The following is a 20,533-nucleotide window of genomic DNA, read 5'->3' as shown; positions in this document are numbered from 1 at the left end:
CGCATTCATCCCGGGGCTACCAGAGGAGAGCGGGCATGTCCGGCACCAACCAGCGAATCGATGACCGCCGCCTCTGGGACGCGCTGATGGACATGGCGCGGATCGGCGCCACGCCGAAGGGCGGCGTCAAGCGCCTGACGCTGACAGAGGTGGATCGCGCCGGGCGGGACCAGTTCCGCCGATGGTGCGAGGAGGCCGGGCTGACGGTGCGCGTGGACGAGATCGGGAACATGTTCGCACGCCGTCCCGGCCGCGACCCCGCCCGCAAGCCGGTTCTTTTCGGCAGCCACCTGGACAGCCAGCCAACGGGCGGCAAGTTCGACGGCGCGCTTGGCGTGATCGCCGGGCTGGAGGTGATGCGGACGCTCCGGGACCTCAACATCGAGACCGAGGCGCCGCTGGAGCTGATCAACTGGACAGACGAGGAGGGCAGCCGCTTCGGCCACTCCCTGATGGGCAGTGGCGTCTGGGCGGGCGTCTACGACCCTGACGAGACCTACGCGATCAAGGATCTCGAGGGGACCTCGGTGATCGAGGCGCTCGAGGGTATCGGGTACAGGGGCGACGCACCGGCCCGGCCCTTCGAGGCAGATTCCTACTTCGAGCTGCACATCGAGCAGGGCCCAATCCTGGAGCGCGAGGGCAAGCGCATCGGGATCGTCACCGGCGGGCAGGCGCAGGTCTGGTACGACGCGGTGCTCACCGGCCAGGACTCCCATGCCGGCACCACCCCACCCTCCGCACGGCGCGACGCGCTGCTGGGCGCCGCGCGGATCGTGGAGCTGGTGGACTCCCTGATGAGGCAGCGTGGCGAGGACGGGCGCGGCACTGTGGGGCGGCTGCAGGTCTTCCCGAATTCCTGCAACGTGGTCCCGGGCGAGGTGCGCTTCTCCGTGGAGTTCCGCCATCCCTCCGGCGCGGAGATCGAGGCGCTGGCAGAGGAGTTCCCGAAGAGGGCGGGGGAGATCGCCGCGGCGGTCGGCCTCTCGCTGGAGCTGCGCGAGCTGTTCCGCATCCCCGCACAGCCCTTCGATGCGGAATGCGTCGGGCTGGTGCGGGACGCGGCGGCCCGGCTCGGCCTGCCCGCGCGGGACATCATCTCCGGCGCGGGGCACGACGCGATCTACGTCGCCCGGCGCGTGCCCACCGCGATGATCTTCACGCCCTGCAAGGACGGCCTGTCCCACAACGAGGCGGAGAGCATCCTGCCGGAAGAGGCCGCCGATGGCTGCCAGGTGCTGTTCGAGGCGGTTCTGGCCCGCGCGAACCGCCTGCTCTGATGGCGGCTTAGCGGGCGACCAGCTCGCCCGCCGGCACGGCGCGGCCGAAGAGCCAGCCCTGCATCACCGTGCAGCCCTCCGCAAGCAGGGCCTCGCGCTGGGCCTCCGTCTCTACGCCTTCGGCCAGCAGAGGAATTTCCATCCCGCGCGCCAGGGTGGCGACGGCGCGCAGGATCGCCCGCTCCCGCGCCCCGCCGGGCAGGCCGGCCACGATGCTGCGGTCCAGCTTCACCTGGTCCACGGGCAGGCGCAGCAGGTGGGCCAGGGCGGAACGGCCGCCCCCGAAGTCGTCGAGAGAGAGCCGCACACCATCGGCGATCAGCTCGTGCAGCACGGGGGCGATGGCGTCCAGGTCGCGCGCCGCCACGTCCTCCGGGATCTCGATCTCCAGGGCCTCCGCCGGCACGCCGTAGCGGGCCAGGGTGGCCTGCACCCGCGCCGGGAACTCCGGGTCGCGCAACGTCGCCGGGGAGATGTTCACGCCGACAATGTCGGGCCCGGTGTGGCTGGCGCGCCAGGCGGCCTTCTGCCGCAGCGCTTCCTCCAGCACCCAGGCGTCGATCTGGGGCATCAGCCCCATGGCCTCGGCCTCCGGCAGGAACTCGGCCGGGGAGATCGGGCCCTCCGCTGTCGGCGACCAGCGGAGCAGCGCCTCCGCTCCGCGCAGCGCGCCGGTCCGGGCATCGACCTGGGCCTGCCAGGCCAGCCGGAAGCCCCCGTTGGCGACCGCGGACGCAAGCTTCTCGCGCCGGGCCAGCTGGCGGGCCATGCGCTCGCCCAGCGCCCGATCATAGGCGACCACGGCGCCGTTGCCGGTGCGCTTGGCCTGGGCCAGGGCCAGGGCGGCGGCCCGGTGCAGCCCCTCGGCATCCGCGGCGTCCTCCGGCAGGGAAGCCTGCCCGATCACTGCCCGCAGTGGCTGAGGGTTGCCGCCGAGGTCGAAGGGAAGGGCGAGCGAGCGCTGCACCCGCGCCGCGATGGCGCCCGCGGCCTGCGGCGTGCGAATCCCGGTGGCGATAAGGGCGAACTCGTCCCCGCCCAGGCGGTACACCCCGTCCTGGGGGCGCAGGCCTTCACGCAGGCGCCGCGCCACCTCCCGCAACACCGAATCGCCCGCCACCTGACCGAAGGAGTCGTTCACCGCCCGCAGCCCGGTGAGATCCAGGAGGAGCAGGGAGCCGCCATCCGGCATCTCGGCGAGCCGCGTCAGGGCCTGCTGGAAGCGGGAGCGGTTCGGCAGCCCCGTCAGCGGGTCGTGCCAGGCAAAGTGCAGCGCGGTGGCCTGGGCCGCATGCAGGCGTGTCACGTCCAGCAGCATCAGCACGGCCTGGGTACCGCCGCCCTCCCCCGGCAGCCAAGGCGAGGCAACCACGATCACCCGGCGCTCCGGCATGCGGCCGCGGGCGGGCAGAAGCCCCTCCACCTCGCGCCCCGGCGGCAGGCCGAAGGGGCCGTCCCCGGGCTGGCCGAGCTGCTGCAGGCCCGATTCCATCAGCGTGGCCGGCAACCTCCCGCCGAACAGATCCACCATGCGGCCATTGCCGGCGACCGTCCGCCCGGAGGGGTCGAGGTGCCAGATGGCGGCCGGCACGCTCTCATGGATAGCGCGGGCGCGGAGGTCCCGGGCACGCGAGCCGGTGACGTCCAGCGCGAAGCGCGCCACCTCGCCGCCGGAGAGCCGCCGCTTGCTCACCTGCAGGATGCGGCCGTCCGGCAGGGCACGGTCGTACTCCGATCGCGCGTCGTCCTCGTGCTCCGCGATCTGCTGGGCGACTTCGTTGGCGGCCTCGGGGCCCCGGCCATGGGTGGCGGAGAGGAGATCGTCCAGCTTTGCGCCTGGAGGCAGCGGGCGTGGATCGATCCCCGGCAGGTCGTAGGCGGGGCTGCGGTCCAGCAGCGTGCGGTCCCGGGCGAAGACGGCGTAGCGCACCGCGGTGCGGTCCACCGCCTCACGCAGCAGGGCGGCGCGGCGCAGGCGGGGCCAGACAGTGAGGAAGACGCAGAACACCCCCCCGGCGAGCAGCAAGGTAAGAGCCGCCAGCACCGCCGCGGCCATGGCCGGCGGCAGAGAGAGCAGCGTAAGGACGGCCGCCAGCGCAAAGGCCAGGAGGACGCCGGCGCCCAACGTCAGCATCCGTTTCAGCCGGCGCATGGGGGCCTCTTCCGGAGGCATCGATGACAGCTTCCTATTTATTGTGCTTTCGCAACGGAACCCTTTTGGCTGCCGCGGCAGGTCTTCTGGCCTGGGGCAACACTATGGCAGCTATGCCCAATAGGGCCATGGGGATTTGCGGGATCCGGTGGCCCGGGGCCTGCAGCGCTCTCGAACGCGCTGGGTGGGGCAGGGTTGGCATCCGCCCGGCCCGCCTCTATAGCGGCCGCGAAGCGCCCCCGTCGTGAACCGCCGGCAAGGTCCGGCCGGAAGCAAACGGGGGCAAGGAGCCGGCGGGCGCCCCCCTGCCCGCCCGGCCAACGCTGCCGGAGACCCCCGCCTTGGCCACCACGGAACCCGACCGGCAGCCCTCCACCCCCGAGCGGAGCCCCGCGCTGGTCGCGCAGGATGCGATCCTCGCCCGGCCCGTGACCCCGATCCGCCGCATGGCCGATGCCATCCGAGCCCTGGCGATCGACGGCGTGGAGGCTGCCAAGTCCGGCCATCCTGGCATGCCCATGGGCATGGCGGATGTGGCCACTGTCCTTTTCACCCGCTTCCTGAAGCACGATGCCGCCGACCCGCGCTGGCCGGACCGGGACCGCTTCGTCCTCTCGGCCGGCCACGGCTCCATGCTGCTCTACGCTTGGCTGCACCTGTCCGGCCATGCCGGGATGGGGATCGAGGAGCTTAAGCGCTTCCGCCAGCTCCACTCCCCCGCGGCCGGCCATCCCGAACTGGGCGAGCATCCGGGAATCGAGACCACCACCGGTCCGCTCGGCCAGGGCATCTCCACCGCCGTCGGCATGGCCATGGCGGAGCGGCACCTCGCCGCGCGCTTCGGCAAGAGCCTAGTGGACCACCGCACCTGGGTCATCTGCTCGGACGGCGACCTGCAGGAAGGGATCTCCCACGAGGCGGCCTCGCTGGCCGGGCATTTCGGCCTCGATAAGCTCACCGTCCTGTGGGACGACAACCACATCTCGATCGATGGCGACACGGCCATCTCCGTCTCCGAGGACACGCTGGCCCGGTTCCGTGCCTATGGCTGGGCCGTGCGCCGCGTGGACGGGCACGACCACGAGGCGATCGCGGCGGCCCTGAATGCGGCCACCAAGTCGCGCAAGCCGACCCTGATCGCCTGCCGCACCATCATCGGCTTCTCCGCGCCGAAGAAGGCGGGCACGGCGGGCAGCCACGGCGCCCCGCTGGGCCCCGAGGAGGCCGCGGCGGCCAAGGCGGCGCTGGGCTGGGAAGGCGGTCCCTTCGAGGTGCCCGACGACATCCGCGCGGAGTGGGAGAAGGCCGGCAGCCGCGGCGGCGGCACGCGCCGTTCCTGGCTCAAGCGCCTGGCAAAGCACCCGCAGCGCGCCGATTTCGAGCGCGCCATGGCCGGCAAGCTGCCGGAGCGCTGGGACGACCCGGTTGCCGAGTGGAAGGCCAAGGCCGTTGTCGAGAAGCCGAAGCTGGCAACCCGCGTCTCCTCCCAGAAAGCGCTCGAAGCGTTGGTGCCGGCGGTGCCTGAGATGATCGGCGGCTCGGCCGACCTCACCGGCTCCAACAACACGAACGTGAAGGGCGTGCCGGCGCTGAACACCGCCAACTGGGGCGGGCGCTTCGTGCACTGGGGCATCCGCGAGCACGGCATGGCCGCGGCCATGAACGGCATGGCGCTGCACGGCGGCATCATCCCATATTCCGGCACCTTCCTGGTCTTCTCCGACTACATGCGCCCGGCTATCCGCCTGGCGGCGCTGATGCGCCAGCGCGTGATCCACGTGCTGACGCATGACAGCATCGGCCTCGGCGAGGACGGCCCGACGCACCAGCCCGTGGAGACGCTGGCGGCGTTGCGCGCCATTCCCAACCTCTACGTCTTCCGCCCCGCCGACGTGGTGGAGACGGCCGAGGCCTGGGAGTTGGCGGTGAAGCGCACGGACGGGCCGAGCGTGCTGGCGCTGTCCCGCCAGAACCTGCCGACGCTGCGGAGCGAGGCCGGGGAAAATCACACGGCGCGCGGCGGCTACGTGCTGGCCGAGGCCTCCGGCGAGCGGCGCGCGACGCTGATCGCGACCGGCTCCGAGGTGTCCCTGGCCATCCAGGCGCGCGAGATGCTGGAAGAGGCCGGGATCCCCACCACGGTGGTCTCCATGCCCTGCTGGGAGCTCTTCGCGCTGCAGGATCCGACCTACCAGGAGACGATCCTCGGCACCGCGCCCCGCGTCGGCATCGAGGCAGCGCTGGAGTTCGGGTGGTCGCGCTGGCTCGGCCCCGATGGCATCTTCGTCGGGATGACCGGATTCGGCGCCAGCGCGCCGGCGGATGAACTCTACAAGCACTTCGGCATCACGGCGGACGCCGTGGTGGCGGCCGTGAAGCGGCGCGTGAATTAGAACGATACGGACGGAAGAGAAGGAACGGACATGGCGGTCAAGGTTGGCATCAACGGCTTCGGGCGCATCGGCCGCCTGGTCCTGCGCGCGGCGATGGAGAGCGGCCGCGACGACGTGGAGTTCACCCACATCAACGACCTCGGCTCCGTCGAGGCGAACGCGCACCTATTCCGCTACGACTCCGTCCACGGCCGCTTCCCCGGCGAGGTGAAGGTCGAGGGCGACAGCCTGATCATCACCGTGCACGGCAAGACCCATAAGCCGATCAAGGTGACGGCCGAGCGCGACCCCACCAAGCTTCCCTGGGCCGGCGTGGACGTGGCCGCCGAGTGCACGGGCATCTTCACCACCACGGAGAAGGCCGAGCTGCTGTTGCAGTCCGGCGCGCGCAAGGTGCTCGTCTCTGCCCCCGTGACCTGGGGCGAGACCTATGCGGACGCCTCCGCCCAGGCGACGATCGTCTACGGCGTGAACCACAAGACGCTGAAGCCCGAGCACAAGATCGTCTCCAACGCCTCCTGCACCACCAACTGCCTCGCGCCCATCGCGAAGGTGCTGCACGAGAAGTTCGGCATCCTGCGCGGCTACATGGTCACCATCCACGCCTACACCGGTGACCAGAACACGGTGGACACGCTGCACAAGGACCTGCACCGCGCCCGCGCCGCGGCGGTCTCGGCCATCCCGACCTCCACGGGCGCGGCCAAGGCCGTGGGCCTAGTGCTGCCGGAACTGAAGGGCAAGCTGGACGGCACCGCCATCCGCATCCCCACCCCGAACGTCTCCCTCGTCAGCCTGGACTTCGTGCCGGCGCGGACCGAGGGGCTGACGAAGGAGGCGATCAACGCGGCGATGAAGGAGGCCTCCGAGTCCGCCGACCTGAAGGGCATCCTCGGCTACAACACGGCGCCGCTGGTCTCCACCGACTTCAACCACGACAGCCACTCCTCCACCTTCGACGCCACGCAGACGCAGGTGGTCGATGGCGGGCTGGTCCGCGTGATGTCCTGGTACGACAACGAGTGGGGCTTCTCGAACCGCATGAGCGACACGGCCGCGCTGCTCGGCACGCTCTGACCTGACCAAAAAGGGGGCGCTTCGGCGCCCCCTTCCCGTTCCGCGACCCTCGTTCTTCCGGATACCCCGCCCATGGCCGCCTTCCGCACCCTCGACGACCTCGACGCGCAGGGGAAGCGCGTGCTGCTGCGCGCGGACCTGAACGTGCCGGTGCGGGACGGCGCCATTACCGACCGCACCAGGATCGAGCGGCTCAGCCCGACGATCAAGGAGCTGTCCGACAAGGGCGCGAAGGTGGTCATCCTCAGCCACTTCGACCGGCCCAAGGGCAAGCGCGTGCCGGAGATGTCCCTCCGCCCGCTGGCCGAGGCCCTTTCCTCCGTGATCGGCAAGCCGGTGGCCTTCGCCGATGACTGCATCGGGCCGGAAGCCGAGGCGGCCGTGGCGAAGCTGCAGGACGGCGACGTACTGCTGCTGGAGAACACCCGCTATCACGCCGGCGAGGAGAAGAACGACCCCGAGCTGTCCGCCGCACTGGCGAAGCTCGGCGACGCCTATGTGAACGACGCCTTCTCCGCCGCCCACCGCGCCCACTCCTCCACCGAGGGCGTGGCAAAGCTGCTGCCCGCCTATGCCGGCCGGCTGATGCAGGCGGAACTGGAGGCGCTGCAGGCGGCGCTGGGCTCCCCTTCGCGCCCCGTGGTCGCCATCGTCGGCGGTGCAAAGGTCTCCACTAAGCTGGACCTGCTGGGCAACCTCTCCAAGAAGGTGGACGTGCTGGTCATCGGCGGCGCCATGGCCAACACCTTCCTCGCCGCCCAGGGCTACGACATGGGCAAGTCGCTGCAGGAAGCGGAGATGCACGCCACCGCGCTGCAGATCCTGCAGGAGGCGAAGGCCGGCAACTGCGAGATCCTGCTGCCGCGCGACCTCGTGGTCGCCGCCGAGTTCAAGGCGCATCCGGCCACGCGCACCGTCGCGGTGGATTCCGTGCCCTCCGACATGATGGCCCTCGATGTCGGGCCGGAGACGGTGGACGCGATCGAGGACCGGCTCCGCAAGGCCTCCACCCTCGTCTGGAACGGCCCGCTCGGCGCCTTCGAAACGCCGCCCTTCGACGCGGCGACTGTGGCGGTGGCCGAGAGCGTGGCGGGCCTGACCCAGTCCGCCGGACTGAAGTCCATCGGCGGCGGCGGTGACACCGTGGCCGCGCTGCGCCACGCCGGGGTCGCGGAGCGGATGACCTACGTCTCCACCGCCGGTGGTGCCTTCCTGGAGTGGCTGGAGGGCAAGACCCTGCCGGGCGTCGCTGCCCTGCAGCAGAACTAGCTCAGGCCGATACCCGCCGCCCGGCCCCGGGCGGCAGGGCGGGGTCGTGGGTGCAGAGGATGGTCACATCCTCCTCATGGTCCCGCCTCAGGGTGCGGAGGAGATCCCGGCTCTCCAGTCGGGCCTCCCGATCCACCTGCATGAAGTTGGCATAGGTCGAGGCCAGAGGTGGCATGCGGAGCGGCTCATCGAGCTCCGTATGCATGAATATTGCGTCGCCCGCGTGCAGCACCCAGCCGTCGCCGGTGTTCAGGGCCACCCCGCAATGTCCCGCCGTGTGGCCGGGCAGCGGGACGAAGAAGATCGATTCCGGTAGCCCGTCCAGCCCGCGCAAGGTGGGTAGGCCGAACCAGGGCTCACCGGGCGCATCGTATTCCCGCATGGGATGGGCGAGCTGGGCGGGGCGGTAGCGGCCTCGGGCCTTTGGCGTGGCGCGCGCCCGCGATGCCGCCGCTTCCGTCGCGGAGACGTGTACCCGCGCGCCCGGAAAGTCCGTCAGCCCGCCCGCATGGTCGAAATCCAGGTGAGTCATCACGATATGGCGCACGTCGCTGGGGCTGAAGCCCAGGCTCCGGATGCGGGAGATGGCGGTCTCGTCCGCCTCCAGGTGGATGCGGTCGGCCACCAGGAAGGCGCGGCTCAGCCGCGGTACGGGGCGGTTCACGTCGTCCAGGCCGAAGCCCGTATCCACCAGCACCAGCCCCTCATCCGTCTCGACGAGGAGGCAGCGGCAGGCGAGGTGCGCCGGGCCGATGCCGGGGGTGGCACCATCCCAGAGCCGCCCGCCATAGGGACGCATGGAGCCGCACTCGATGACATGGATCCGCATCGCGGCGGAACGCGCCGGGTCGTCCGAGGTTGTGCCGGGCCGGTTCAGTAGCCCTTCACCGGGTCCACTCGGTTCGGCATGGGGCGCCCGGCCCGCATGGCGCGAATGTTCTCGAACAGGATGTCCAGCGTGCGATCGTTGTACCGGGCGTGGTCATCGGCCGAGACGTGCGGGGTCACCACCATCCCCGGCGTGCGCCAGAGGCGGTGATCTGCCGGCAGCGGCTCCGGCACCGCGACATCGGTAACGCAGCCCTCCAGATGGCCGGCTTCCAAGGCGTCGCAGATGGCGTCCTGGTCCCATACCGCGCCGCGGGCGATGTTCACCACCCGCGCCCCTGGGGGCAGGAGGGCGATGCGCTCGCGGGAGAGCAGGCCCCGCGTCCGTTCCGTCAGCGGGCAGGCCAGGACGAGGAACTCGGCCCGTGGAAGGACGGTATCCAGCGCCTCCGTCGCATGGGTCTCGTCGCAGTCCGGGTGCGGCTCGGGGCCGTTCCGGACGCCGATCACGCGCATCCCGAACTGTCTCGCCCGGCGCGCCACGCCCCCGCCGAGCGATCCCAGCCCGACGATGACGACCCGCCGCCCTTCGAGCGTGGAGGCGAAAAGGGGCTTCCACTCGCCCCGCCGCTGCTGGTCCGCGAAAGCGGGCATCCGGGTCTGGAGCATGAGGATGGCCATGATCCCGAACTCCCCGGCCTTGTCCGCATGGGTGCCGCGGTTGTTCAGCAGGGCGACAGAATCCGGCAGCCATTCGAAGGGGGCCGCGCTGTCCACGCCGGCCGAGGTGCAGGCGATGACCTTCAGCCTCGGTGCCGCGCCCGGCAGCGCGCCCGCGGGGAAGCGCTGGCGGAGGGGGCGCACCCAGCTCAGCAGCACCTCGGCTTCCGGCAGGGCCTGGGTCAGACCCTCCTCGTCGCTGGCGAAGGAGACCTCGAGCCCTGTCATGTCGGGGTTCCGCGACAGGGCGGCGCTCCACTGCGCCTCCGTTACCGCGAACTGGGACTCGCCGGCGGGGTTCTGGACGTGGATGCGCATGAACCGGCTTTCGCACGCGCACCGGGCGGCGTGAAGCCGGGCTTGCAGACGACCGCCCCTGCTCCACGTTAACCTGGGGAAAATCGGAGCTATCCTATGATTCGGCGCGCCGCCCTGCTGGCCATCGCAGGCTTTGCTCTCGCGGGCCCCTTGCCAACACTCGCGCAGGGGGCGCCGCGCCGGATCCGCGGCACAATTCAATCGGTTTCCGGGCGGGAGATGGTTGTCGCGACCCGGGAGGGTGGGACGGTATTGCTCCGCCTGGCCGACAATGTCGGCGTCTCCGCCTTGCGGAAGCTGAGCCTGGCGGATGTGGCCCCCGGCAGCTTCATCGGAACGGCCGCCGAGCCCGGCCCGGACGGTGTCTGGCGCGCGCTGGAGGTGCTGGTCTTCCCCGAGGCCATGCGCGGCACCGGCGAGGGCCACTTCGCCTGGGACCTCACCCCGACCTCCTCCATGACGAACGCCACGGTGGATTCGGCGGTGGAGGGCAATGATGGCCGCAGCCTGACGCTGACGGCGCGCGGCCAGCAGGTGAAGGTGCTGGTACCGCCCGACGTGCCGGTGGTGACGCTGATCCCGGCAGCGATGGAGGATCTCAGGCCCGGCGCTCAGGTATTCCTGACGGCCACCCCGGGCGCGGATGGCGCCCTCAACGTCGCCCGGGTCACCGTCTCCCGGGACGGCGTGGTACCCCCGATGTGAGCGAGGCTGCCCTCCCCTCCGCCGCCGCCCGGCCGCGCCGCGCGCGGCGGGATGGCCCACCCCCGCCCAAGCCCGGGCCATGGCCCTGGTTGGACCGGGGCGGCCGCTTCTCCGTCTTCAAGTCGGCGGTGCTGCTGGGCTGCCTGGCGCCGGCGCTCTGGGTCGCATGGCTCTGGGCCACTGACAGCCTGGGGCCGGAGCCGCTGAAGCTCGCCACACACGAGACGGGCGATTGGTGCGTCCGGTTCTTGCTCATCAGCCTCGCCGTCACCCCGGCACGCTGGGTGCTGGATTGGCAGCGGGCGGTGCAGGTGCGGCGGATGCTCGGCCTGACGGCGCTCTTCTATGGCCTGGCTCACCTCGCCCTCTACATCGGGAACGAGAACTTCCGCCTCTGGCACGTGCTGCTGGAAATCGTGCGCCGGCCCTACCTCTCCATCGGGTTCACCGCGCTGATCGGGCTGGCCGTGCTGGGCTGGACCTCCACCGACACGGCCTTGCGGCGCCTCGGCCGGGAGTGGAAGCCACTGCACCGGCTGGCCTATCCCCTCGTCGCGCTGGGAATCCTGCACTTCTACATCCAGTCGAAGATCAACGTGTCAGAGCCGGTGCTGATGACCGGCTTCTTCCTGTTCTTGATGCTTTGGCGGCTGGTGCCGGCCCGCTGGCGCGGGCTTCCCTGGCCGCTCTTCGCAATCGCGCCCCTGGCAGCCGCTGGGGCAGCGGGCGTGGAGTACCTCTGGTACGCTCTGGCGACGAATTTGCCGGCGGCAGAAATCTTCAAGGCCAACTTCGACCTGGAGTTCGAGGTCCGCCCCTCGGTCTGGGTGCTGGTCGCCGGGCTGGCCGCCGCTGCCCTGTCCGGGATCTGGTGGGGGGTCCGGCAGGTGTTCGTGACCGGGCAGGCCCTGCCCAGGCCACGGGCTCTGCGGGAGTAGCCGCGCAGGTCTCGTCCGGTGCGCCGGGCCCGGTGCGGGCTTAGGAGCCGGACGGTCCGTTCTGGCCCTGGGTGGCCGCGGCCTGGGGCGAAGCGGCCTGCGCCGGCGAGGCCGCAGCAGCCGGTGCCGCGGCCGGGCTTGGCACCGCAGCGGCAGCGGCCGGTTGCGCCGGGGGTGTCTCGGCCGGCTTGGCGGCCGCTTCAGCGGGCCCGCCGGGCAGGCAGCGCACCGTACCCGGGTTGAAGCGGGCGGCCGTTGGCACCGTGCCGGGCGGACAAGCCATCTGCTTGTGGCTCGCAGGCGCGAGGTCCGCATGCCAGCCCTCAACGTCAGAGGCCGCACCCGCGCCGCCCCGAGCGGTCCCGCGCCCGTCGCACCGGCCAGGGCGTCCCCGCACGGGGGTGCCTCCGTTCGGGCACAGCCAGCGGGCGATGGAGGCACGGTCCATCACCATGACCTGCTGAAGGCCCCCGGCCCTCTGGCCCAGGCTTGTGTCCAGCCGGGGCGGCTCGCTGCGCGGGCCTGGTGCCACCTGGAAGAAGCGGCGTTCCTGCGCCTGGGCGGCTTCCGGCCATAGGACCGGTCCGGCCATCAGCGTCCCCAGGCCGAGGCCGACAAGACAACGGGTGCGGATCATGCCCGGCAAATGGTGCGACGCCGCAGGATAACCAACCCCATCGCGAAACCTTTTCGGCCGCTTGACGCGCCCCTCTCGCCGCGCGAATCCCGGTGAGGACCGCGCCCAACCCAGGAGATCCCCTTGAACCTCGACCCCCAGATCAAGGCGGCGCTGGAAGGCGTCTCCACGGCCACCCTCACGACGGTGCTGCTGAAGAAGGGCCTGCGCAACGTCTGGATGCGGGGCACCAGGCCGATCCGCGAGGGCCAGCCCCGGCTGGTCGGCCGGGCCTTCACGCTCCGCTTCGTGCCGGCGCGGGAGGATCTGGCGACCCCGGCCTCCTGGTCCAACCCCATTTCCACCCGCGCCGCCATCGAAGCGATGCCGGAGGGCTGCATCGCCGTGGTGGACGCCATGGGCTGCACGGATGCCGGCATCTTCGGCGACATTCTTTGCGCCCGCATGGAGAAGCGCGGCGTGGCCGCCCTGATCACGGATGGGGTGGTGCGCGATCTGGCCGGCGTGCTCGGCACCGGCCTGCCGGTATGGTGCCAGGGCGCAGCCGCCCCGCCCTCCGTCGCCGGGCTGACCTTCGTGGCCTGGGACCAGCCGATCGGATGCGGCGGGGTGGCCGTGTTCCCCGGAGACGTGGTGGTGGTTGATCAGGACGGCGCCGTGCTGATCCCGCAGGACCTGCTGGAGGCCGTGGTGGCCGACGCGGTGGAACAGGAGCGCCAGGAAACCTGGATCATGTCCCAGGTGGACGGCGGCGCCTCCCTCCCCGGCCTCTACCCGCCGAATGCCGAGAACAAGGCCCGCTACGAGGCCTGGAAGAAGGAGCAGGGCTGATGACGGATCTCACGCAGGCCCAGGGCGTCTACGCCATCGCGCCGACCGCCTTCGACGAGGACGGGCGGGTCGATGAGGCCTCCAACGACCGCTACACCGATTTCTGCGTCGAGAGCGGCTGCACCGGCATCACGGTGCTCGGGGTGATGGGCGAGGCCCCGAAGCTGGACATGGCGGAGAGCGTTTCCCTCGCCTCCCGCATGATCAAGCGGGCCGGCATCCCCGTGATCGTAGGCGTCTCCGCCCCGGGCTTCGCGGCCATGACCTCCCTGACGAAGGCGGTGATGGATGCGGGCGCGGCGGGGGTGATGATCGCGCCCCCGAACACGCTGCGGACCGATGACCAGATCGTCGGCTACTACGCGCAGGCGGCCGAGGCGATCGGGGCGGACGTGCCCTTCGTCGTGCAGGATTTCCCGCAGACCTTCAGCGTCATCATGACCCCCGGCGTGATCCGGCGGATCGTGCAGGCCAACCCGAACTGCGTGATGGTGAAGCACGAGGACTGGCCGGGCCTGGAGAAGATCTCCGCCCTGCGCGGCTTCGAGGCCGACGGGTCGATGAAGCACATCTCGATCCTCTGCGGGAATGGCGGGCTGTTCATCGACTTCGAGTGCGAGCGCGGGGCGGACGGCGCCATGACCGGCTACGCCTTCCCCGACATGCTGTCCGATCTCGTCCGCCTCCAGGCCGAAGGGAAGCGGGACGAGGCGCACGACCTGTTCGACGCTCACCTGCCCCTGCTCCGCTACGAGCAGCAGCAGGGGCCGACCGGGCTGGCCGTCCGCAAGTATGTGCTCATGCGCCGCGGCGTGCTGGCCAGCGACGCCCAGCGCCGGCCCGGCACCGGCCTGTCCGCGAAGGCGCGGGCGGAAGTGGACTACCTGCTCTCCCGCGTGGCGCGCTTCGACAAGCGCGCGGATGTCGGCGCGGTCAGCCGCGCCGCCTGAACGGCCATGGGATCCCCCTGCCGGGGATCCCAGACCGGTGCGGATCAGCGCCGTGCGGGCAGCACGGCCGCGGGCTCGATGGAGGAGCCCATGGCCAGGTAGCCCGCGCGGTTCGGATGCAGCTTGTCGCCGGCCCCGCCCGTGGTGCTGTCCGGCACCATCTCCCGCTTCAGCCCGCCGGTCGCTGGGTCCAGCGTCGCCCGGTCGAAATCGACCACCGCATCGAAAAGCCCGCCCTCGCGGATGAAGGCGTTCAGCGCCTTCCGCTTCTCGTCCTGCTCCGCATGCCCGTGGGCCGCGCTGGTGCTTCCCAGCGCGGGGGTGACGGTCGCGCCGACGACCCGCACCCCCGGGATCCGCTCCCGCAGCCGCCGCACGCCCTCCCGCATGCCGTCCCGCACGGCCTCGAGGGTGGCGTTCCCGTTCCGGCTGAAGTCGTTCGTCCCCTCCAGCCACACCACCGTCGTCACGCCTGAGAGCGAGATCACGTCCCGCTCCAGCCGCGCGAGGGCAGAGGGCCCGCCGGGGAAGGGCCGGTCCGGTCCGTACTGCGCCGGCCCGACCACCTGGTTCCCCCCGATGCCCGCATTCACCACGGCGACACGGTTGCCCATCGCCGCGTTCAGCCGGCGCGCCAGCACATCCGGCCAGCGGTCATCCCCGTTCATGGTGGAGGCCGTGCCGTCTGTGATCGAATCCCCGAATCCGACGATGACCGGCGTGCCGGCCGGCGCGGACATGTCCAGCGCGTCGAGGAAGAACCAGGAGGCCGTCGGGAAGGGGAAGCTCCCCTCACCTTCCTCGGCGCCCTTGGCCCCGGCGCCCGGCGGGGTCGAGTAGGAGGTCTGCAGCGCCTTCGCGTGCCAGGTCATCGGCCCGCTTGCCGTTGCAACATGGAGCGACACGGCGAGCTTCCGCCCCATCAGCAACGGCGAGTCGGGCTCCGCGGCGAAGGGTAGGTCCACCGGGTCCGACCACGCCTGCCCGCCCGGTGGGATGGTCACCCCTTCCGCGCCGTCGAAGCGCACCGGCCGGTTGGTGCCGGGCACCAGGGCCGCGCCGCCGTGCTGCAGCCCGACATGCACGCCGTCCAGCACCAGAGGCCGCGTTCCAAAGGCATTGGAGAAGCGCAGCCGCGCCCGGCGCCCCCAGATGGAGGGCCGCACCACCAGCCTCAGGGTCTGGTCGCGCGCCCCTTCGGCGGGGTCAGGAAAAATGAAGGACTGGTCCGGTTGGGCGGACGGATTCCCGACGGGATAGGGGCCCTGCACCGAGCCCGCCCAGCTCGTCACCCAGTTCTCCGCACCAGCGGGCTGGGCGCCCAGCCCCGGGGCAAGCGCCTGGGCGAGTGCGAGGGCGGCGGCGCCCTGGCCAAGGGTGCGGCGATCCATGGGCGTCCTCCTCCGCCGTCTCTGCGGGCGGCGGCGCAACGTTTCCACCGGTCGCGCCGTAGGGCAAGGCGCGGCGCCCTTACTTCGGCGAGGGCTCGGCCCGGACCTGCCGGCTAACCCTGATCGGGCGGGGGCGGAAACTCCTCCGGCCGGGAGCGGTGGACGCGGCGGCGAGTCCGCAGCCCACGGCGCCGCAGGATCGGCGCGACGAGCAGCAGCGGTGCCGCCAGAATCGGAAGGAACCCCAACACGGCCGCCACGGCGCGCGGGGCCAACATGGCTGCCGCCGCGGCAACCCCTGCCGCCACCGCGTTGATCAGCACGGCACCCACCCACCAGCGCCGGGCACGCGCCTCCAGCAGTTCCAGGGCGCCGGATGGGAGAGGATCGCGCGTGTAAGGGCGCCCATCCCGGCCCACCTCGTAGAGGCGGCCCGGATCGGGCGTGAAGCCCCCGGGCCCTTCCGGATGGGACGCCCGCAAGCCTTACCGGCGGATGATGACGAAAGCCGGCATGCCCGGGCCACCACGCGGCCGGCCACCGGCGCGCCGGGCGCGCCACCAGAGCGTGGCGAAGCCGACCAGCCCCGCCACGATCACCACGGGGATCAGCAGGCCGAGCAGCAGCACGGCCGAGGCCGCCAGGATCAGGCCGCCCGCCACGAACGCGGCGAGAACCGCCGCGCCGCCGAGGCGCAGCAGGGTGCGGTCCAGCCAGGTGCCGCGGGGCACTGCCTGGGGCGTGTCCCGGAACTCGCCCTCCGGCGTCATGTCGAGAACCGGGGGCCGATGCGGAGCCTGGGTCATCGCTTGGATGTTGCCGCGCCCGGTCCCCGCTTCAAGGGGCGGGCCGGCCGGATTAGAGAAAGGGGATGAGCCTTCCCCGCCTCCGTTCCCTGGACGAGCTGCACCCGGGCGACCGCTACGAGTTGGGCCGCTTCTCCCTCTCGCTGGAGGAGATCCGCGCCTTTGCCGGCCGCTACGACCCTCAGCCCTTCCACCTGGACGAGGAAGCCGCGAAGGATTCGATCTTCGGAACGGTGGTGGCCGCGGGGCTGCACACCCTTTCCGCCTGCTTCGGCATGCTGATGGCCAGCCCTTTGCTGCAGGACATCAGCTTGGCCGGTTCCGCCATGGATATCCGGTGGCCTGCCGCGCTGCGGCCGGACGAGGAGGTGCTGGTCACGGTGGAAGTTGTGGAGGTGAAGACCTCCCGCGCCCGCCGGGACAGGGGCTCCGCCCGGCTGCGCTACGTCGCCACCCGGGTGGCGGACGGGGTGATCGTGCTGGACGCGACGGGGCTGCACCACCTGCGGCGCTAGCCCGGCGAACTCGCTTGTTGACGCGTGGAGGGGGTGCCCGGATCATTCCGCGATGAAGCGACTGCTGATTCATGCGGGCCTGCCGAAATGCGGATCAACCAGCCTGCAATTCGTGCTCGCCAGCTACCGGGCCATGCTGGCCGAGCGCGGCATCTTCTACCCGGACGCCTCGGCCTATGCTCCGCAGGACGAACTCCGTGAAGACCGCTCGTCGCTCTCGCATATGGGCTTGGTCAACGCCCTGGTCGGCGCCTCCTCGGGCCGGGAGGACAATGCGAGCCGGCCGCTGCTCGAGATAACAGTCCGGGAATTTGAGGAATCAGGGCTGGAGACGCTGCTCCTATCTTCCGAGAGCTTCTGCATGCGAGCCGGGCGCATCTCGCCGAACCTCGTGCAGAAGCTTATCGGGGGCTACCACGTTGAACTGGTCATCTTCACCCGGCGCGCCGATTTCTGGACGATCTCCTTCTACAAGGAATTCGTGAAGAACCTGAAGCGCCGCTACGCCGGAACCCTTCCGAGCTTCCTTGCCGGCGAGGGTGGTGCGGGATGGGTGCAGGAATTCAGCCTGTCGCGCTCGGTCGAACAGCTCACCGGCGTGTTCCGTCCCTCGCGGATCCACATCCTTCCCCTCGATCTCGGAGCGGGCGACAGCGTCGGCCTCTTCGGCCAAGTGCTGGGCGTTCCGCTCGAGGGACTGAAGGGCGATCCGGCCATACTGGTGGGCCGGAACCTCGAGTTGCACAAGCACGGCCTGCCGATCAACCACTCACCTTCCGACGCGGCGATCCTGTTCCTGGGCGCTTGCAACCGGATCCATGCCGCCCGTGATGGCTTCCGGGAGATGTCGGTTTCCTCGGTCATCGTTGGCCGCGAGATCAAGGAGAAGGTTCCGCTCCGGCTGCTCTCCAGTCTCCACTCCGCCCGGATCCTTCGCCGGGCGCAGCAGGACTACGCCCGCCTTCCCGAATTCGTGGAGATGCCGGTCACCTCCTATGCCCCGGTGGAGGATGATCCGAAGCTGCCCTCGCGCCAGCGCCTGAAATGGGAGGAGTGGCACCTCGTTGCCGAGTGCATTCGCCCACTCCTGGGGGAGGCGGGGAACCAGGAGCTCTCGGCCGCCGCAAGCCGCTTCTCGACCAGGGCCGGCTACCAGAACATCATGGCGGTCTGATTTACCGGCCGAGCGAAGGCCCTGGTGCGGGACACCCCTGGCAGCACCATGCATGCGAAAACGGCGCGGACGATGCCATCGTCCGCGCCGTCCAAATTTCTGGTGCGGCCCCGCCGGAGCGGGGCCGCTTCAGGATCAGGGCGCGGCCGTCAAGATCTCGTCCGCCACCTTGCGCGGCACCGGATCGTAGTGGTGGAACTGCATGGAGAAGGAGGCGCGCCCCTTCGTCATGCCGCGCAGGTTGGAGATGTAGCCGAACATCTCCTTCAGCGGCACATGGGCCCGGATGATGACCGAGGTGGAGGCCATGTCCTGGCTCTGGATCACGCCACGGCGGCGGTTCAGGTCGCCCACGACGTCACCGACATGGTCGGAGGGGGTGGTGACCTCCACGTCCATGATCGGCTCGAGGATGACCGGGCCGGCCTTCTTCATGCCCTCGCGGAAGCAGGCCTTGGCGGCGATCTCGAAGGCCAGGGCCGACGAGTCGACGTCGTGGTACTTGCCGTCCACCAGGGCGTACTTGAAGTCCACCGTCGGGAAGCCGGCGAGCACGCCCGTGTCGGCCTGGACCTTGATGCCCTTCTCGACCGCGGGGATGTACTCCTTCGGCACCGAGCCGCCGACGACGCCGTTCACGAACTCGATGCCCGTGTTCCGCTCCTTCGGCTCGAAGACGATCTTCACCTCGGCGTACTGGCCCGAGCCACCCGACTGCTTCTTGTGGGTGTAGATCTCGGTGTGCGGCTTGGTGATCGTCTCGCGGTAGGCCACCTGCGGGGCGCCGATGTTGGCATCCACGCCGTACTCGCGCTTCAGGCGGTCGATGATGATCTCGAGGTGCAGCTCGCCCATGCCGGACAGGATGGTCTGGCCGGTCTCCTGGTCGGTCTTCAGGCGCAGCGAGGGGTCCTCGCCGGCCAGCTTCTGCAGCCCGAGGGTCATCTTCTCGATGCCCTCCTTCGTCTTCGGCTCCACGGAGATGTCGATCACGGGCACCGGGAAGGCCATGCGCTCGAGCACCACCGGGTCCTCGGCGGAGGCCAGGGTGTCGCCCGTGCCAGTGTCCTTCAGGCCCACGAAGGCCGCGATGTCACCGGCGGAGACCTCCTTGATCTCCTCGCGCTTGTCGGCATGCATCTGGAACATGCGGCCGACGCGCTCCTTGCCCTCCTTGGTCGTGTTCAGCACCGTGTCGCCGGTGCGGAGCACGCCGCGGTAGACGCGGACGAAGGTCAGGTTGCCGTACTTGTCGTTGATGATCTTGAACGCCAGGCCGGCGAAGGGCGCGTCCTCGCGCGCGGGGATCACCCGGCGCTCGGCGGTCTCGTCCTCGCCCTCCTCGGGGGCCACCTTGATGCCCTCGATATCCACCGGGGACGGCAGGTAGTCGATCACGCCGTCCAGCAGGGGCTGCACACCCTTGTTCTTGAAGGCGGAACCGCAGAACACCGGGCGGAACTCGCCGGAGATCGTGCCCTTCTTGATGGCGCGCTTCAGGGTCGCGACGGAGACGTCGCCCTTGTCGAAGTACTCCTCCATGGCCGCGTCATCGGCGCCGAGAACGGCGTCGAGCAGGGTCTGGCGGTACTCGGCGGCCTTATCCTTCAGGTCGTCCGGGATCGGGGCCTCGTGGTACTTGGCGCCCAGCTCGTCGCCTTCCCAGATCAGCGCCTTCATCTCGACCAGGTCGACGATGCCCTTCAGGGTATCCTCAATGCCGATCGGGAGCTGCAGGGCCACCCAGTTGATGCCGAGCTTCTCGGTCAGGGTCGCTGCGGCGCGGTAGAAGTCGGCGCCCGTGCGGTCCAGCTTGTTGATGAAGATGATGCGGGGGACGTTGTAGCGGTCCGCCAGGCGCCAGTTCGTCTCGGACTGCGGCTGCACGCCGGCCACGCCCTCGATGATGAACACGGCGCCGTCCAGCACGCGGAGGGAGCGGTTCACCTCGATGTTGAAGTCGATGTGGCCCGGGGTGTCGATGACGTTGATGCGGTGGTCGTTCCACTCCGCCGTCACGGCCGCGGAGGTGATCGTGATGCCGCGCTCACGCTCCTGGTCCATGTAGTCGGTGGTGGTGTTGCCCTCGTGCACCTCACCGATCTTATGGGACTTGCCGGTGTAGTAGAGGATGCGCTCCGTCGTGGTCGTCTTGCCCGCGTCGATATGCGCGGTGATGCCGATGTTGCGGATACGCTCGAGAGGGGTGCGCGCCACTTGGGCCTCCGTTGGTCGCGGCCCCCGGTGGGGCGTGGCCGCGAAGGGTTCTGCGGCTCGGCCGCGTCAGGGTCGTGCGGCTCGCTACCGCGGGGTCGCTCTGCGGTGTCGCCGCGCGGCGGGCATTCCGGATGCGGCAGAACGGGCCTTGGCGATCCACCGCCGAGCCCGCACCTGATCCGACCTGCCTGATGCCGCCGGGCGCCGCTGCTGCGCCCGTACTGCGGGCGGACACATGCTCTCTCAGCCGGCGTTTTGCAAGCTTCCCAGACAGCGAGAGTGCCGCACCGGCCGCATTTCAGGGTCGCGCGGAGCCCCTCGGGGCGCTTCCG

The 20,533-nt window shown here is 70.5% G+C and carries 17 protein-coding genes; 10 read left to right on the top strand and 7 right to left on the bottom strand.

The genetic code is table 11. The annotated features are described in order from the left end of the window. Positions 1–35 precede the first annotated feature (35 nt). Positions 36–1,280 (top strand): Zn-dependent hydrolase, encoded by a 1,245-nt coding sequence (locus NRP21_RS04455; protein WP_257714973.1) that lies wholly within the window; start codon positions 36–38, stop codon positions 1,278–1,280. 7 nt (positions 1,281–1,287) lie between these two features. On the opposite strand, the gene NRP21_RS04450 is transcribed toward NRP21_RS04455, so the two are convergent. Further along, positions 1,288–3,432: a putative bifunctional diguanylate cyclase/phosphodiesterase gene (locus tag NRP21_RS04450; RefSeq protein ID WP_257714972.1), complete on the bottom strand. Its 2,145-nt coding sequence runs from the start codon at positions 3,430–3,432 to the stop codon at positions 1,288–1,290. A 446-nt stretch (positions 3,433–3,878) separates the two neighbouring features. On the opposite strand from NRP21_RS04450, the gene tkt reads away from it, so the two are divergent. From tkt to NRP21_RS04435, 3 genes are all read left to right on the top strand, one after another. Next, positions 3,879–5,825 carry a transketolase gene (gene tkt, locus NRP21_RS04445; protein ID WP_257715101.1) on the top strand — a complete coding sequence of 649 codons (1,947 nt, stop codon included), beginning with the start codon at positions 3,879–3,881 and terminating at the stop codon, positions 5,823–5,825. Positions 5,826–5,855: 30 nt separating this feature from the next. After that, positions 5,856–6,902 (top strand): type I glyceraldehyde-3-phosphate dehydrogenase, encoded by a 1,047-nt coding sequence (gene gap, locus NRP21_RS04440; protein ID WP_257714971.1) that lies wholly within the window; start codon positions 5,856–5,858, stop codon positions 6,900–6,902. A 72-nt stretch (positions 6,903–6,974) separates the two neighbouring features. Then, positions 6,975–8,171, top strand: a complete 1,197-nt coding sequence (locus tag NRP21_RS04435; RefSeq protein WP_257714970.1) for a phosphoglycerate kinase — start codon at positions 6,975–6,977, stop codon at positions 8,169–8,171. A 1-nt stretch (position 8,172) separates the two neighbouring features. Here NRP21_RS04435 and NRP21_RS04430 read toward each other — a convergent pair whose 3' ends face one another. Continuing rightward, on the bottom strand, positions 8,173–9,000 hold the full coding sequence (locus NRP21_RS04430; RefSeq protein WP_257714969.1) for an MBL fold metallo-hydrolase: 828 nt from the start codon (positions 8,998–9,000) through the stop codon (positions 8,173–8,175). Between the two features lie 44 nt (positions 9,001–9,044). After that, positions 9,045–10,037: a D-2-hydroxyacid dehydrogenase gene (locus NRP21_RS04425; RefSeq protein WP_257714968.1), complete on the bottom strand. Its 993-nt coding sequence runs from the start codon at positions 10,035–10,037 to the stop codon at positions 9,045–9,047. A 219-nt stretch (positions 10,038–10,256) separates the two neighbouring features. Here NRP21_RS04425 and NRP21_RS04420 point away from each other — a divergent pair, with 219 nt between their 5' ends. From NRP21_RS04420 to NRP21_RS04405, 4 genes are all read left to right on the top strand, one after another. Next, complete coding sequence (locus NRP21_RS04420; RefSeq protein ID WP_257714967.1) at positions 10,257–10,742, top strand: hypothetical protein; 486 nt, start codon at positions 10,257–10,259, stop codon at positions 10,740–10,742. Next, the gene (locus NRP21_RS04415) at positions 10,739–11,680 is read left to right on the top strand and encodes a protein-methionine-sulfoxide reductase heme-binding subunit MsrQ (RefSeq protein ID WP_257714966.1); all 942 of its coding nucleotides are present in this window, start codon (positions 10,739–10,741) and stop codon (positions 11,678–11,680) included. Before NRP21_RS04420 ends, NRP21_RS04415 begins: the two co-directional genes overlap by 4 nt. A gap of 760 nt (positions 11,681–12,440) precedes the next feature. Then, entirely contained in the window at positions 12,441–13,148 is a 708-nt protein-coding gene (locus NRP21_RS04410) for a ribonuclease activity regulator RraA (RefSeq protein WP_257714965.1), read from the top strand. Then, complete coding sequence (locus NRP21_RS04405; protein ID WP_257714964.1) at positions 13,148–14,098, top strand: dihydrodipicolinate synthase family protein; 951 nt, start codon at positions 13,148–13,150, stop codon at positions 14,096–14,098. The genes NRP21_RS04410 and NRP21_RS04405 overlap by 1 nt, the downstream gene beginning before the upstream one ends. A 44-nt stretch (positions 14,099–14,142) precedes the next feature. On the opposite strand, the gene NRP21_RS04400 is transcribed toward NRP21_RS04405, so the two are convergent. The 3 genes from NRP21_RS04400 to NRP21_RS04390 form a co-directional block, all read right to left on the bottom strand. After that, positions 14,143–15,489, bottom strand: a complete 1,347-nt coding sequence (locus NRP21_RS04400; RefSeq protein ID WP_257714963.1) for a GDSL-type esterase/lipase family protein — start codon at positions 15,487–15,489, stop codon at positions 14,143–14,145. Positions 15,490–15,602: 113 nt separating this feature from the next. Further along, positions 15,603–15,971, bottom strand: a complete 369-nt coding sequence (locus NRP21_RS04395; protein ID WP_257714962.1) for a hypothetical protein — start codon at positions 15,969–15,971, stop codon at positions 15,603–15,605. Between the two features lie 3 nt (positions 15,972–15,974). Continuing rightward, complete coding sequence (locus NRP21_RS04390; RefSeq protein ID WP_257714961.1) at positions 15,975–16,295, bottom strand: hypothetical protein; 321 nt, start codon at positions 16,293–16,295, stop codon at positions 15,975–15,977. Between the two features lie 65 nt (positions 16,296–16,360). Between NRP21_RS04390 and NRP21_RS04385 the strand changes: the two genes are divergently transcribed. Further along, positions 16,361–16,810, top strand: a complete 450-nt coding sequence (locus NRP21_RS04385) for a MaoC/PaaZ C-terminal domain-containing protein (RefSeq protein ID WP_257714960.1) — start codon at positions 16,361–16,363, stop codon at positions 16,808–16,810. Positions 16,811–16,862: 52 nt separating this feature from the next. Then, positions 16,863–17,984, top strand: coding sequence for a hypothetical protein (locus NRP21_RS04380; protein WP_257714959.1), 1,122 nt, complete (start codon positions 16,863–16,865; stop codon positions 17,982–17,984). A 135-nt stretch (positions 17,985–18,119) separates the two neighbouring features. Here NRP21_RS04380 and fusA read toward each other — a convergent pair whose 3' ends face one another. Beyond that, positions 18,120–20,201 carry an elongation factor G gene (gene fusA / locus NRP21_RS04375; protein WP_257714958.1) on the bottom strand — a complete coding sequence of 694 codons (2,082 nt, stop codon included), beginning with the start codon at positions 20,199–20,201 and terminating at the stop codon, positions 18,120–18,122. Positions 20,202–20,533 lie beyond the last annotated feature (332 nt).

The organism is Roseomonas populi, from assembly GCF_024594815.1.
GTDB lineage: Bacteria > Pseudomonadota > Alphaproteobacteria > Acetobacterales > Acetobacteraceae > Roseomonas > Roseomonas populi.
The sequence above is the reverse complement of the archived record's forward strand: the minus strand, read 5'-3'. Positions and strand labels throughout refer to the sequence as shown.

Excerpts from the sequence above, each read along its gene's own strand:
- NRP21_RS04400 (WP_257714963.1), bottom strand. The coding sequence starts at position 15,489 with ATGGATCGCCGCACCCTTGGCCAGGGCGCCGCCGCCCTCGCACTCGCC.
- NRP21_RS04390 (WP_257714961.1), bottom strand. The coding sequence starts at position 16,295 with ATGACCCAGGCTCCGCATCGGCCCCCGGTTCTCGACATGACGCCGGAG.
- NRP21_RS04455 (WP_257714973.1), top strand. The coding sequence starts at position 36 with ATGTCCGGCACCAACCAGCGAATCGATGACCGCCGCCTCTGGGACGCG.
- tkt (WP_257715101.1), top strand. The coding sequence starts at position 3,879 with ATGGCCGATGCCATCCGAGCCCTGGCGATCGACGGCGTGGAGGCTGCC.
- NRP21_RS04435 (WP_257714970.1), top strand. The coding sequence starts at position 6,975 with ATGGCCGCCTTCCGCACCCTCGACGACCTCGACGCGCAGGGGAAGCGC.
- NRP21_RS04385 (WP_257714960.1), top strand. The coding sequence starts at position 16,361 with ATGAGCCTTCCCCGCCTCCGTTCCCTGGACGAGCTGCACCCGGGCGAC.
- NRP21_RS04450 (WP_257714972.1), bottom strand. The coding sequence starts at position 3,432 with ATGCGCCGGCTGAAACGGATGCTGACGTTGGGCGCCGGCGTCCTCCTG.
- NRP21_RS04405 (WP_257714964.1), top strand. The coding sequence starts at position 13,148 with ATGACGGATCTCACGCAGGCCCAGGGCGTCTACGCCATCGCGCCGACC.
- NRP21_RS04380 (WP_257714959.1), top strand. The coding sequence starts at position 16,863 with ATGAAGCGACTGCTGATTCATGCGGGCCTGCCGAAATGCGGATCAACC.
- NRP21_RS04425 (WP_257714968.1), bottom strand. The coding sequence starts at position 10,037 with ATGCGCATCCACGTCCAGAACCCCGCCGGCGAGTCCCAGTTCGCGGTA.
- gap (WP_257714971.1), top strand. The coding sequence starts at position 5,856 with ATGGCGGTCAAGGTTGGCATCAACGGCTTCGGGCGCATCGGCCGCCTG.
- NRP21_RS04430 (WP_257714969.1), bottom strand. The coding sequence starts at position 9,000 with ATGCGGATCCATGTCATCGAGTGCGGCTCCATGCGTCCCTATGGCGGG.
- NRP21_RS04420 (WP_257714967.1), top strand. The coding sequence starts at position 10,257 with ATGGTTGTCGCGACCCGGGAGGGTGGGACGGTATTGCTCCGCCTGGCC.